Origin of the sequence: Streptococcus ratti FA-1 = DSM 20564, from assembly GCF_000286075.1 — a bacterium.
GTDB lineage: Bacteria > Bacillota > Bacilli > Lactobacillales > Streptococcaceae > Streptococcus > Streptococcus ratti.
Map to the genome: position 1 here is coordinate 473,380 of NZ_AJTZ01000005.1, position 13,244 is coordinate 486,623.

Here is a 13,244-nt window from a genome sequence, read left to right on the forward strand (position 1 = left end):
ATCTCATGAAACAGAAAAATATTTTTCTTCGCTTGTGGCAATACTTAAAAATTTATAAAAGTTCGCTTTTTCTTGCTATTTTTCTTAAAATTCTCAGCTCTGTCATGAATGTCCTCGAACCTTTTGTTCTAGGGCTTGTGATGACAGAGCTGACAGCTAATCTGCTCGATATGGCCAGAGGTGTCAACGGAGCTCATATCAATACGGCTTATATTTTTAGCGTTTTGCTGCTCTATTTTATCCGCGGGCTCCTCTACAGTATCGGTTCTTATGGCTCCAACTATTTTATGACCAATGCTGTGCAGAAAAGTATCCGTGATTTACGTCAGGATTTGAATGAAAAAATCAACAAGATTCCAGTCTCTTACTTTGACAAGCATCAATTTGGAGATATGCTGGGCCGCTTTACCAATGATGTCGAAACAGTTTCAAATGCTTTGCAGCAGAGTTTTTTGCAGATCATTAATGCTTTTTTGACCATTATTTTAGTGATTGCTATGGTTCTCAGTCTTAACCTGCCTTTGGCTATGATTGTTATTGCCTGCATTCCTTTGACCTATTTCAGCGCCCGTTTCATTTTGAAAAAATCCCAGCCTTATTTTAAAAAGCAGGCTAATACGCTGGGAGATATGAACAGCTTTGTTCAGGAAAATTTGACAGGTTTTAATGTCATCAAACTCTATGGCCGTGAAGAAGTATCTGCGGCAGATTTTCGTGATATTACGGAAAATTTGCGCAATGTCGGTTTCAAAGCAAGCTTTATCTCGGGTACCATGATGCCAGTGCTCAATGCTATTTCAGATGGGGCTTATCTGATTGTTGCAGTTGTGGGCGGTTTGCAGGTATTGGCAGGAAAGCTGACTATTGGCAACCTGCAGGCTTTTGTACAGTATATTTGGCAGGTCAGTCAGCCGATTCAGACAATCACCCAGCTATCGGGTGTTTTGCAGAGTGCTAAATCATCTTTGGAGCGTATTTTTGAAGTTCTGGATGAAGAAAATGAAATCAGTCAGCCAAGTGAAAAACTAGAGCATGATTTGACCGGGCAGGTCAGCTTTCGGGATGTCTCTTTCCAATACACACCGGATAAACCACTTATCCGTCATTTTAATCTGGATGTTAAACCTGGTGAAATGGTTGCTATTGTTGGTCCGACAGGTGCCGGTAAGACAACTTTGATTAATCTTTTGATGCGTTTTTACGATGTAACGCAGGGTGCCATTGAGGTTGACGGTCATGATATCCGCCATCTGTCGCGTCAGGACTACCGTCAGCAATTTGGTATGGTTTTGCAAGATGCCTGGCTCTACGAAGGAACGATTAAGGAAAATCTGCGTTTCGGCAATCTAAATGCCAGCGATGATGACATTGTTGAAGCAGCCAAAGCAGCCAATGTTGATCATTTTATCCGGACGCTTCCGGGCGGCTATAATATGGAAATAAATCAGGAATCAAATAATATTTCTCTGGGACAAAAACAGTTATTAACAATTGCCCGGGCTCTTTTAGCTGATCCTAAGATTCTTATTTTGGATGAAGCGACCTCATCTGTTGACACACGTTTGGAACTGTTGATTCAAAAAGCGATGGCTAAGCTCATGGAAGGTCGGACCAGCTTTGTTATTGCCCATCGTCTCTCAACCATTCAGGAAGCTGATAAAATCCTTGTTTTAAAAGACGGGAAAATCATTGAGCAAGGGAACCATCAAAGCTTGCTAGCTGATAGAGGTTTCTATTATGATCTGTACATGAGCCAGTTCAGCCAATCGGCAGAAGCTTAGCAGCTAAAACAGTCTTGCTGCTGTTTAGAAGGGGAAATTCAGAATCATTTCGTTGATTTTTACAAGATAATGTTATCATTAAGCAAAAGCAGAATGAAAGGAGTTTTTATGGCCATTGCAAGTCTGGTTTTCCAGAAATTAGTAGTGCTTTTTCTAATTATGGGAGCAGGAATGTTTCTAGCGCATAAGGATATTTTTACTAAGGATGTTACCTTTAAATTATCAAAACTCTTGACGACCTATGTTGCACCGAGTTTGTTCGTCTCTTCCTTTATCAGTCAGAAATTTTCTGTTCATCGGCTGAGCCTGCTCTTAATCATGATCGGTTCTGCTTTTTTCCTTCTTATCACACGGATATTCATGGTGAAATTTCTGCTGGCTGACGATCGTAATATGGATCGCTATGCCGCCTTGTTTGCCAATGTCGGTTTTATGGGTACGCCCTTAGCGGAAGCTGTCGGCGGTACCAATGCAGTCTTTTTTATCTCAGGCTTTGTAGTTGCCAATCAGATTATGCAGTGGACCTATGGACTCTATCTCATTGCCAGGGATAAGAATGTCATTAATTGGCGCTCGCTTTTCATCAACCCTGCCATGATTGCAACGGTTATCGGCCTCTTTTTCTTTAGCCTGCCTTATGATTTACCCACAGTCATTACAGATGCTATCGGGACGATTGCCAAATTAAATACGCCTTTATCAACATTGGTACTGGGCTCTTATTTCTACAAGGCTGACTTTAAGGAAATTTTTCTCTATAAGCCGGCATATTACACGGCTTTTCTGCGCTTATTTGTGACTTCTTTAGCCAGTATCATTCTTATCTGGCTTTTGCCAGCAGAGGCTCATGATATGAAGCTGGCACTGACAATAGCTTCTTGTTCGCCGACAGCCATGAATGCTGCCTTGCTCAGTCAGGTTTACGGCGGCGATTATGAATATGGTTCGCGCTTAGTGCTCTTAACAACGATTTTATCACTGGTTTCCATACCGATAAATATGACAATTGCAAGTCTTTTATATCTATAAAAATTCAGTTGCTTGACTGGATTTTTTATTTTTTATTAATGGATTATATTTTTGTTAAAAATAATTTCTGGTTTTTGACTTTAATCAGTTAGCAAAACAAAGAAAGAAGTTTGTAATCCAAGTGTCATCAGTTTTATAGGATTATGAAGTTATAATGTTTAATTAATAAAAGGGGGAATTTTTATGGAAACGAAACTACGTTATAAAATGCGTAAAGTGAAAAAGCACTGGGTGACAATCGCCGTTGCCTCTAGCGTACTTACTTTGGGCAGTGCTGGTCTGGGTGTATCTGCAGCAGCAGAAACTGAACAGGCATCTAATGATCAAGTTGCTGTCACTCAGCAAAGCCAGAGCGAGAGTACAGCGGAGACTTCTGCAGCTGATCAGTCTGCTGCAGAAAAGGTCACTGAACAAGAGGCACAAGTCACTGAACAGCAATCTCAGCAAGTACAGGAGCAAAGTACCGAAGCTGTTACTGAAACGGCAGAGAATGCAGAGAATCAGGAACAGAGCCAAGGTAGCACTGTTCAAGAAAGTACTGAGACAGACGTGACGGCTCCGGAACATGAACAGGCAGCAAGTTCAGAGACAACCAGAGCAGCCAAGGTGCAGACGTCCGGAAAACGTGTGACCTCAGCTCAGACAGCCGATCAGAATCAAGCAAAAAAATTAAGTGATGCTGATTTATCGGCTATTCCAAATGTTAAAAAGATTGATGGCAAGTATTATTATATTGGCTCAGACGGTCAGGTGAAAAAGAATTTTGCCTTAACTGTCGATGGGGTGACGCTGTTCTTTGATAAAGAAACAGGAGCTTTGTCAGATACGGCACAATATCAGTTTACACAAGGTCTGACATCTTTAAATAATGAGTACACACCGCACAACCAAATCGTTAATTTTGAGAAGGACAGCCTTGAAACCGTTGATAATTATGTAACAGCGGACTCTTGGTACCGTCCTAAGGACATCCTGAAAGGCGGCAAGACCTGGACAGCATCAACCGAATCGGACCTTCGTCCGCTTTTGATGTCTTGGTGGCCTGACAAGCAAACTCAGGTAGCTTATCTGAATTACATGAATGAGCAGGGGTTGGGAACAGGAACTAACTATACGGCTGACAGCAGCCAGGAAAGTCTGAACTTAGCTGCCCAAGAAGTTCAGGCAAAGATTGAAGTTAAAATTTCGCAAACCCAGCAGACACAATGGCTGCGTGATATTATCAACAGTTTTGTAAAGACTCAGTCCAATTGGAATATTGAGACAGAATCTGATACTTCGGCTGGTGAAAAAGACCACCTTCAGGGCGGAGCTCTTCTCTATGTCAACGATGAACGTACTCCTCATGCTAATTCTGACTACCGTTTGCTCAACCGCACACCAACCAGTCAGACAGGTGAGCAAAAATATTTCGCTGATAATTCTACGGGCGGCTATGAATTCCTCCTAGCTAATGATATTGATAATTCCAATCCTGTTGTTCAGGCAGAGCAGCTGAACTGGCTTCATTATTTAATGAACTATGGTTCTATTGTAGCCAATGACCCTGAAGCTAATTTTGACGGCGTACGAGTTGATGCTGTTGATAATGTCAATGCTGACTTGCTTCAAATCGCCTCAGACTACTTTAAAGCCTACTATGGTGTAGATAAGAGCGAGAAAAATGCCATTAATCATCTGTCTATCTTAGAAGCTTGGTCAGACAATGATCCGCAGTACAACAAAGATACTTACGGGGCACAGCTGCCGATTGATAATAAGCTTCGTCTGTCGCTCCTTTATGCCTTGGCCCGCCCTCTTGAAAAAGATACAACAGATAAAAGCAATATCCGCAGCGGCCTTGAACCTCTTATTACTAACAGTTTGAATGACCGTTCAGCTCAAGGAAAAAATAGTGAGCGCATGGCTAACTATATCTTTATCCGGGCACATGACAGTGAGGTTCAGACTGTTATTGCCAAAATTATCAAAGACAATATCAATCCAAACACTGATGGACTAACCTTTACTTTAGATGAGCTGAAGCAAGCCTTCAAGATTTACAACGAAGACATGCATAAGGCCAATAAGAAATACACACAATCTAATATTCCTACAGCTTATGCCTTGATGTTATCCAACAAGGATTCTATCACCCGTGTTTACTATGGTGATATGTATACTGATGATGGTCAATACATGGCGACGAAATCACCATACTATGATGCTATTGAGACTTTAATGAAAGCTCGGATCAAGTATGCAGCCGGCGGTCAGGACATGAAAATTACTTATGTCGAGGGTGATAAGTCCAATATGGATTGGGATTATACCGGCGTCTTAACATCTGTGCGCTATGGTACAGGAGCTAATGAAGCAAGCGACAGCGGCAATGAAGCTACTAAGACTCAAGGAATGGCTGTTATTACCAGCAATAACCCAAGCCTGAAATTAAAGGCTAGCGACAAAGTGGTTATTAATATGGGGGCAGCTCACAAGAACCAAGAGTACCGTCCGCTCATCTTAACTACTCAGGACGGACTTGCAACTTACGCATCTGATAATGCTGCTAAATCGCTTTACCGCAAGACAAACGATAAGGGTGAATTAGTCTTTACGGCAGCTGATATTCAAGGCTATCTCAATCCGCAGGTATCAGGTTATCTGGCTGTCTGGGTGCCAGTCGGAGCCAGTGACAGCCAAGATGTACGCGTAGCAGCTAGCAACAAGGCCAATGCTGACGGTCAAGTCTATAATTCTTCAAGCGCTCTGGATTCACAGTTAATCTATGAAGGTTTCTCAAACTTTCAAGATTTCGTTACCAAGGATTCTGAATATACTAATAAATTAATTGCTCAAAATGTTGATTTATTCAAATCATGGGGTGTTACCTCCTTTGAAATGGCACCGCAGTATGTGTCATCTGAAGATGGTTCCTTCCTTGACTCAATCATTTTAAATGGTTATGCTTTCGAAGACCGCTATGATCTTGCTATGAGTAAGAACAATAAATATGGTTCTCAGCAGGATATGATTAATGCGCTTAAGGCCTTACACCGCAGCGGTATTCAAGTAATTGCCGATTGGGTGCCGGACCAAATTTACAATCTTCCGGGCAGAGAAGTCGTAACAGCGACCCGTGTCAATGATTATGGTGAATACCGTTACGATTCTGAAATTAAGGATACGCTTTATCTGGCTAATACTAAGACCAACGGTGATGACTACCAGGCTAAGTACGGCGGAGCTTTCTTAGACGAGCTGACAGCCAAGTATCCTAGCATCTTTGAACGCAATCAAATTTCAACAGGCCAAAAATTAGATCCGAGTGAAAAGATTACCCAATGGCAGGCTAAGTATTTCAACGGTACCAATATTTTGGGACGCGGTGTCGGCTATGTCCTTAAAGATGCAGCTAGCGATAAGTACTTCACTTTGGATGGCGAGGAAACCTATCTGCCTAAACAGCTGACTAATCAGCAGGCTTTAACAGGTTTCGTTAATGATGGCAGCGGACTGACCTTTTATTCAAGCAGCGGCTATCAGGCTAAAAACAGCTTTATTCAGGATGCCAAAGGCAACTGGTATTATTTCGATAATAATGGCCATATGGTCTACGGTCTGCAGCATTTAAATAATGAAGTCCAGTACTTCCTGCCTAATGGTGTTCAGCTGCGTGAGACTATTTTGGAAAATGCTGATGGCACCAAGAATTACTTTGGCCGTCTGGGCAATCGCTACAGCAATGACTATTATTCCTTTGAGGGAGATACGAAGTGGCGTTACTTTGATGCAAACGGCGTTATGGCAGTAGGTTTGCAAACGATCAATGGCAATACACAATACTTTGATCAAGACGGCTATCAAGTCAAGGGTGAATGGATAACCGATGCTGATGGTAACAAACGCTATTTTGACGATGGTTCAGGAAATATGGCTGTTAATCGTTTTGCCAATGACAGCAATGGTGACTGGTATTACCTTGGGGCTGATGGAATAGCGCTGACAGGCGCCCAAACTATTAACGGCAAGTCTTATTCCTTTGACCAAGACGGTAAACAAGTCAAAGGAAAGATTATCACTAATAATGATGGCAAACTGTACTATTACCTCGCAGATTCAGGCGAGCTGGCACATGATATTTTTGCAACAGACAGTCAAAATAATTGGTATTACTTTGGCTCAGACGGAATAGCGGTAACAGGCAGCCAGACGATTAATGGGCAAAAACTCTATTTTGCCAAGGACGGTAAGCAAGTTAAAGGCAGCTTTGTCAATGATAATGGCAAGATCCGTTATTATCATGCAGATTCAGGCGAGCTGCAAACCAATCGCTTCGAAGCAGATAAAGATGGTAGTTGGTATTATCTGGGCTCAGACGGAACAGCAGTAACAGGCAGTCAGTATATCAATAATCAGCAGCTCTTCTTTACCAGAGAAGGCAAGCAGGTTAAAGGTGATGTTGCCTATGATGGCTGGGGGCTGCTGCGCTATTACGATAAGGATAGCGGCAGCATGGTTTACAATAAAGTCCTTACCTTAGCGAATGGTAGAAGAATTGCCATCAACCGCTGGGGAATTGCACGCTATCTATAACAGATAAAAGCTGGATTAATCTCTTATAAGCAGTTTATATAAGAAATTTGAAAATTTTATCCAGCCTCTTAGATTGAAGAAAAAGTCCGTTTTGGATAATTTCTTCAATCTTTTTTATAAAATAAATACAAAAACTCCTAGAAATGCTCATATATCAACATTTCTAAGAGTTTTTTCTTTCCCGTAAGAATGTTCCTTTTACAAAATCTAAGAAACTTTGTCTCTGTTTTTAGTCGTTATGCCATCAATAGCTAAGCTAAGGCAGGCGCAGAAAAACAAAAATACTTGAAATACCGGTTGCTATCAAAAGAAGAGCAACAAAGCGGCCGATGATAGCCGAAGACAGCAAGGGCTGTCCAAGCAGGATAAGTCCTAAAAGAACTGCGAAAATGCCGCTAATAAAGAGCCGGTTACTGTCAGGGAAACCCATCTTACGCAGACGATAAGCAGAAATAATCCGCAGGATGCCAATGACAAGAACCCAATAAGCAGTAATAGCGACAACAGCTGTTGTCAGTGAAAAAATGGAGGATGTTAAGAGGATAAAGCCAAAAATAATCGAAATAATACTTTGCAGCAAATTCCAGCCATTGCGTTCCTCGCTTGGTTTTGACATATAGTCTATGAATCCAGTGATCCCCACTAAGAAAATAACCAGTGCCAGCAGCCAGCCGATTGAAGCTGTCACAACCAGCGGATTAGCAAAAATCCAAAAACCGATTAAAAGTGTTAAAATTCCTGAGGTCAGGGTAAACCATTTCATATGAAAACTCCTTAAAACTTTTAATCTTAATTGTATAAAATAGAAGCTGTTTTGTCAAAAATCCTTAATTATTAAGAGGATTTATCACCAGAGAAAACACTTCCAAAGCCAGTGCAGCTAAAGTCCGCCCAGCTTTCAAAGTATATTATGATGTCAGATTATATAACATTAATAGATGATTTTTACAAAAAAATAATGAAAAAGACTTGACAAGAATATTCAGAAAATTTATAATATTTTACGTAATAAAAATTACGAAACTCAATTTCGGAGGAAATACATTATGACAACAGGTAAGGAATACGTTAGCAGCGTATTTGAAAAAGTTAAGGCACAAAACAGCCATGAGGCAGAGTTTCTTCAAGCAGTTGAAGAAGTCTTTGAATCTCTTGTTCCGGTTTTTGATAAATATCCAAAATACATTGAAGAAAATCTTCTCGAACGTTTGGTTGAACCAGAACGCATCGTATCCTTCCGTGTACCGTGGGTTGATGATAAGGGAAATGTTCAAGTTAACCGTGGTTTCCGTGTACAATTCTCATCTGCTATTGGACCTTACAAAGGTGGTCTTCGTTTCCACCCATCAGTAAACCAATCAATCATTAAATTCCTTGGTTTTGAACAAATCTTCAAAAATTCACTGACTGGTCAGCCAATCGGCGGCGGCAAAGGCGGCTCTAACTTTGACCCTAAAGGTAAGTCAGACAACGAAATCATGCGTTTCTGCCAAAGCTTTATGACAGAACTTAGCAAGCACATTGGTGCTGACACTGACGTTCCTGCTGGTGATATTGGTGTTGGCGGACGTGAAATCGGTTATCTCTACGGCCAATACAAACGCCTTCGCAATGAATACACGGGTGTTCTTACCGGTAAAGGCTTGAGCTGGGGCGGATCCCTTGCCCGTACAGAAGCAACAGGTTATGGTGCTGTTTACTTTGCAGAACAAATGCTTAAAGCGCGTGGCGAAGATTTTGCCGGTAAAACAGCCATCGTATCTGGTTCAGGCAATGTGGCTATCTATGCAACTGAAAAACTGCAGTCGCTGGGTGCTAAAGTTATTGCTGTTTCAGATTCATCTGGCTACGTCTACGATCCAGAAGGTATTGATCTTGCTCTTCTTAAACAGCTTAAAGAAGTTGAACGTGCACGTATTGTTAAATACGCTGATGCTCGTCCAAGTGCTAAATTTGTGGCAACTGGTGGAGATTCAATCTGGACGCTTAAAGCAGACCTTGCTTTCCCATGTGCCACTCAAAACGAATTGAACGAAGAAGATGCTAAAACACTGGTTGAAAACGGCGTGATTGCTGTCAGCGAAGGTGCCAACATGCCTTCAACGCTTAAAGCAATTGAAGTCTTCCACAAAGCAGGTGTATCCTTCGGTCCGGCTAAGGCCGCTAATGCCGGCGGTGTAGCTGTATCAGCCCTTGAAATGGCACAAAACAGCGGCCGTACATCGTGGTCATTCGAAGAAGTAGATAGCAAACTCTACGATATCATGAAAGGTATCTATGACAATTCGGCAGCAGCAGCTAAAGAATTTGGCCAAGAAGGCAATCTCGTTGTCGGCGCTAATATCGCTGGATTCCTTAAGGTTGCTGAGGCGATGTCAGCACAAGGTATCGTATAAAAGAACTGTATTGTTTAGCTTACTGCTGAGCCTTTAAATCTGATCTCCCAATAAAATATATAAGGAAGTCTTAGGGCTTCCTTTTTTGCATCTTATCAGACAAATATGCAACTTAACCAATCTTGAGTTTATGCTAAATAAATTTCTGTTATAATAATTGCAAAGGAGAAAAGCAGTGAAGTTACGATTAGAGCAAATTTCCAATGGTGAAGAAGAAGTTATCGTGCGTTACCGTCAAATGACTCCGACTGTTCAGGCCATCAGTGATCTAGTGGCTCAAGGATCTGAGAAAATCCTCGGCAGGAATGAACAAGGTGAGCGCTATCTCTTTTTAGATGACATTTTGTATTTCGAGAGTATTGACAGCAAGACCTTTGCTTATACTCAAAAAGATGTCTGGCAAGTAGCCTGCAGTCTCAAAGATTTAGTAACCAGCTATGCTTTTAAGGGTTTCTTTCGCTGTGCCAAAGCTATGGTGCTCAACCTTTATAGGATTGAATATTTCAAAAGCCAATCTTTTGGCCGGATTGAGGCAACCTTGGATAATGGTGAGATTGTAGTTATTTCGCGCAAATATGCAGGGCATTTGCGGCAGCTATTAGAAGAAGGAGTACAGGATGAGGGATAAATGGGAGGCTTATTTAAGCCGGGAAATTAGTATTAAGTATAAGGCAGGTCTTTATAGTCTCTGCCACCTCTTTTACTGCGCCTGTTATCTGCTTTGGCAGAGGATTTATCATATCGGTCTTTTGCAGATTGCAGAAATTACTCTTTTGGCCTATCTAATTTGTAACCTTCAGGTGTATGTTTTAAAGAATTTTGATGAGGGGGATCGGATTTCAGCTTCTGGTATTATGTCAGCTGTTTTTTGTTCTCTTCTATACATCCTCGCTGTACACATGATGAATTGGTTTGACAGGAGCTGGGCTGCTGTTTTTGGTTTTGGTGCTTATCAGCTCTTTTGTTATTACTGTATCTATCTGATTAACAAAATCAAGCGCAGGATTGACAGCCGCTATTTGAATCAGCTGCTGCAAGAGTATAAAGAAAGGAAGTGAGATGCTCTTATGACAGAATACGTTATTGACATTAAGCATTTGCAGAAATATTACGGCAAGCATATGGGCGTAAGGGATGTTTCTCTCAGCGTTAAAAAGGGTGAAATTTTTGGTTTTCTAGGTTCAAATGGTGCCGGAAAATCAACAACCATCCGCTGTCTGCTGGGACTGATCCGAGCAAGCAAGGGTGAGATGACACTTTTTGGCGGCAAATACAAGACCTTGACAGAAAATCTTAGGCATATCGGCTATATACCGTCGGAAGCCGTGTTTTACCCTAACATGAAGGTCAAGGATGTCATCCTTTTTGCGGCCAAATCCAGGAAAAAAGACTGTTCGCAAGAGGCGGATAGACTCTGTCGGATTTTGGAGGTGCCGCTGGAAAAGAAGATTGAAGACCTCTCGCTGGGCAATCGTAAAAAAGTTGGTATTGTCTGCGCTTTGCAGCATCAGCCAGAACTTTTAATTTTGGATGAGCCGACTTCAGGCCTTGATCCGTTGATGCAGGAGCGTTTCTTTCGTTTGGTTAAAGAAGCTTGCGCAGCAGGCAGTAGCTGTTTTTTGTCTTCCCATGTCCTTTCTGACATCAAAAATTACTGTGACCGCGCAGCTATTATCAAGGATGGGGTTATTCTTACGGTTGATACGCTAACTAATCTGACGCGCAGTCAGCTTAAACACGTGACAGTTTGGAAGGATGGTCATTCAGAATCCTTTACGTTTACAGGCTCCAGCAGTGAATTGTTAGAACGTCTAAGAGGCATGCAGGCAGATGACTTTCTGGTCGAAGAACCGCCGCTGGAAGATCTCTTTTTGCAGTATTATGAGAGGAGGTAGTGGTTTTATGATTTTGTTTATGCATGAATTAAAACAAAACCTTAGAACGCTCATGATTTGGTCTTTGTCAGTCGGTCTGATTTGCTATGGATGCATTTTGCTTTATAAGAGTGTGGAGCATCAGCTGAAAGATATGGCGCAGCTGTATAGCAATATGGGTGAAATGACGAAAGTTTTAGGATTGGACAAGGTTAGTCTTGCTACCTTGGATGGCTACTTTGCTACGGAAATTGTAATAATGTTTGGCCTTGGAGCGGGGATGTTTGCGGCCATGATGGGAGCAAGCAGCCTGTCCAAGGAAGAAGAGGGGCATACAAGCGAATTTCTGCATACACTTCCTTTCGGGCGTTTAAATATCTTGATTTGGAAATATTTCAGTCTGCTTTTTATGCTGCTGATATTCAATGGGATGGTTGTAGGGCTGGAAGTGCTTGGTATTTGGCAGATTGGCTTGGACTTTTCCTATGATCTTTTGCTTAGCTATCAGCTTTTAGCTCTTTTGATGCAGGTTGAAGTTGTCAGCCTTGCTTTCCTGCTTTCGGCTCTCAGTCGTAAGAAACAAATTGGTCTATCGTTTGGACTGGTTTTACTTCTCTATGTCATGGATATGATGAGCCGTATTGTGCCGGATATTGAATTTCTCAAGTATCTGACACCATACTATTTTGCTAACGGTGCAGATGTCTTTAGCAAGGTAGCAGTACAGCCGGCGTATTTAGCAGTTGCTTTTGCGGTCATCGTAATCAGCCTGATTCTCGGTTCAGTTTATTATCAAAGGAAGGATTTGAGTGCCTAGTTAGATTTAAGGATTTGGCCTGAGGCGATGACAGCACAAGGTATTGTATAGTAATAGATAAGGCTAGAACGGCTCACTAGTCCTTATTGATAGTCTTGACTTTATTAGCCGGCAAGTGGGCCGCTTAAATTAATCCTTCCGTAAATAAAATAAAGTCTGGGAATTAAATTCCAGACCCAACTTGAAGACAAAGTCTTTTGTGAGACTTTCCTTAGGTGATGCGGACGGCAGCGACTTCCTTCGGAATTCCATGCCTAAGATTTGAGCCTAAGGTCTCAAATCTTCCGAGTGGCAGAAACAATGGGGTTTCTGCCACTTTTATCACGGCGAAAAGTCTCGGATTAAGGCTCGCTTCGCTCGCAAACCAAAGCCATTTAATCGATATTTGAAGAACTTCAAAGCATGTTTGCATTGAAAAATGTGTTTGTCTACACTCTGAGTCTGGGAATTAAATTCCAGACCTTATTTTTTATGTCGAAAAGCAAGATAACCAATAATAAGAGATAAGGAGTTAAGATCATAAATATTCCAAGCACCAGCAATGGCTGTGATGATAATGCCTGTACATAAAATATTTCTTGCATTAAAGCTATCTTTTTGCTATCAATATAAGAAAGCAGATAGCAGTAGGGTAATGCTTAAAATGAGAATCACTCTGATAAGAGTAGGTTTAAGATAAACTTTCCATTCATTTTTCAACATATTACTCTCCTTTCTGTTTATTGTAATATGTAATATGGAGAAAGAAGTTTGTCTATAGGTTGAAAAATAT

Annotated in this window: 8 protein-coding genes and 3 pseudogenes; 9 read left to right on the forward strand and 2 right to left on the reverse strand. The window is 41.4% G+C overall.

Features of this window, described 5'->3' with window-relative positions; translation table 11 throughout:
• Positions 1 to 5: 5 nt before the first annotated feature.
• The 4 genes and pseudogenes from SRA_RS04290 to SRA_RS04300 all read left to right on the forward strand — a co-directional run.
• Positions 6 to 1,781: an ABC transporter ATP-binding protein gene (locus SRA_RS04290; RefSeq protein ID WP_003088033.1), complete on the forward strand. Its 1,776-nt coding sequence runs from the start codon at positions 6 to 8 to the stop codon at positions 1,779 to 1,781.
• Positions 1,782 to 1,889: 108 nt separating this feature from the next.
• Complete coding sequence (locus tag SRA_RS04295) at positions 1,890 to 2,810, forward strand: AEC family transporter (RefSeq protein WP_003088035.1); 921 nt, start codon at positions 1,890 to 1,892, stop codon at positions 2,808 to 2,810.
• A gap of 183 nt (positions 2,811 to 2,993) precedes the next feature.
• Positions 2,994 to 3,159, forward strand: a pseudogene (locus SRA_RS10560) (KxYKxGKxW signal peptide domain-containing protein); the annotation flags it as partial.
• A 77-nt stretch (positions 3,160 to 3,236) separates the two neighbouring features.
• Positions 3,237 to 7,385: pseudogene (locus SRA_RS04300) on the forward strand (glycoside hydrolase family 70 protein); the annotation flags it as partial.
• 256 nt (positions 7,386 to 7,641) lie between these two features.
• Here the strand turns inward: SRA_RS04300 and SRA_RS04305 are convergent.
• Positions 7,642 to 8,148, reverse strand: coding sequence for an HdeD family acid-resistance protein (locus SRA_RS04305; protein ID WP_003088039.1), 507 nt, complete (start codon positions 8,146 to 8,148; stop codon positions 7,642 to 7,644).
• Positions 8,149 to 8,431: 283 nt separating this feature from the next.
• On the opposite strand from SRA_RS04305, the gene gdhA reads away from it, so the two are divergent.
• The 5 genes from gdhA to SRA_RS04330 all read left to right on the forward strand — a co-directional run bounded on the left by gdhA (position 8,432) and on the right by SRA_RS04330 (position 12,472).
• Positions 8,432 to 9,781, forward strand: a complete 1,350-nt coding sequence (gdhA, locus tag SRA_RS04310) for an NADP-specific glutamate dehydrogenase (RefSeq protein ID WP_003088041.1) — start codon at positions 8,432 to 8,434, stop codon at positions 9,779 to 9,781.
• A gap of 175 nt (positions 9,782 to 9,956) precedes the next feature.
• Positions 9,957 to 10,409, forward strand: coding sequence for a LytTR family DNA-binding domain-containing protein (locus tag SRA_RS04315; RefSeq protein ID WP_003088043.1), 453 nt, complete (start codon positions 9,957 to 9,959; stop codon positions 10,407 to 10,409).
• On the forward strand, positions 10,399 to 10,839 hold the full coding sequence (locus SRA_RS04320; protein ID WP_003088045.1) for a hypothetical protein: 441 nt from the start codon (positions 10,399 to 10,401) through the stop codon (positions 10,837 to 10,839). The genes SRA_RS04315 and SRA_RS04320 overlap by 11 nt, the downstream gene beginning before the upstream one ends.
• 9 nt (positions 10,840 to 10,848) lie before the next feature.
• Complete coding sequence (locus tag SRA_RS04325; protein WP_003088046.1) at positions 10,849 to 11,676, forward strand: ABC transporter ATP-binding protein; 828 nt, start codon at positions 10,849 to 10,851, stop codon at positions 11,674 to 11,676.
• 7 nt (positions 11,677 to 11,683) lie between these two features.
• Positions 11,684 to 12,472 (forward strand): ABC transporter permease subunit, encoded by a 789-nt coding sequence (locus SRA_RS04330; protein ID WP_003088053.1) that lies wholly within the window; start codon positions 11,684 to 11,686, stop codon positions 12,470 to 12,472.
• A gap of 495 nt (positions 12,473 to 12,967) precedes the next feature.
• Here the strand turns inward: SRA_RS04330 and SRA_RS10415 are convergent.
• Positions 12,968 to 13,174, reverse strand: a pseudogene (locus tag SRA_RS10415) (DUF3021 family protein); the annotation flags it as partial.
• Between the last annotated feature and the right edge of the window lie 70 nt (positions 13,175 to 13,244).

What these genes read in the sequence shown, in the direction of transcription:
- SRA_RS04290 (WP_003088033.1), top strand. Translation starts at nt 6, where the DNA reads ATGAAACAGAAAAATATTTTTCTTCGCTTGTGGCAATACTTAAAAATT.
- SRA_RS04295 (WP_003088035.1), top strand. Translation starts at nt 1,890, where the DNA reads ATGGCCATTGCAAGTCTGGTTTTCCAGAAATTAGTAGTGCTTTTTCTA.
- SRA_RS04305 (WP_003088039.1), bottom strand. Translation starts at nt 8,148, where the DNA reads ATGAAATGGTTTACCCTGACCTCAGGAATTTTAACACTTTTAATCGGT.
- gdhA (WP_003088041.1), top strand. Translation starts at nt 8,432, where the DNA reads ATGACAACAGGTAAGGAATACGTTAGCAGCGTATTTGAAAAAGTTAAG.
- SRA_RS04320 (WP_003088045.1), top strand. Translation starts at nt 10,399, where the DNA reads ATGAGGGATAAATGGGAGGCTTATTTAAGCCGGGAAATTAGTATTAAG.
- SRA_RS04325 (WP_003088046.1), top strand. Translation starts at nt 10,849, where the DNA reads ATGACAGAATACGTTATTGACATTAAGCATTTGCAGAAATATTACGGC.
- SRA_RS04330 (WP_003088053.1), top strand. Translation starts at nt 11,684, where the DNA reads ATGATTTTGTTTATGCATGAATTAAAACAAAACCTTAGAACGCTCATG.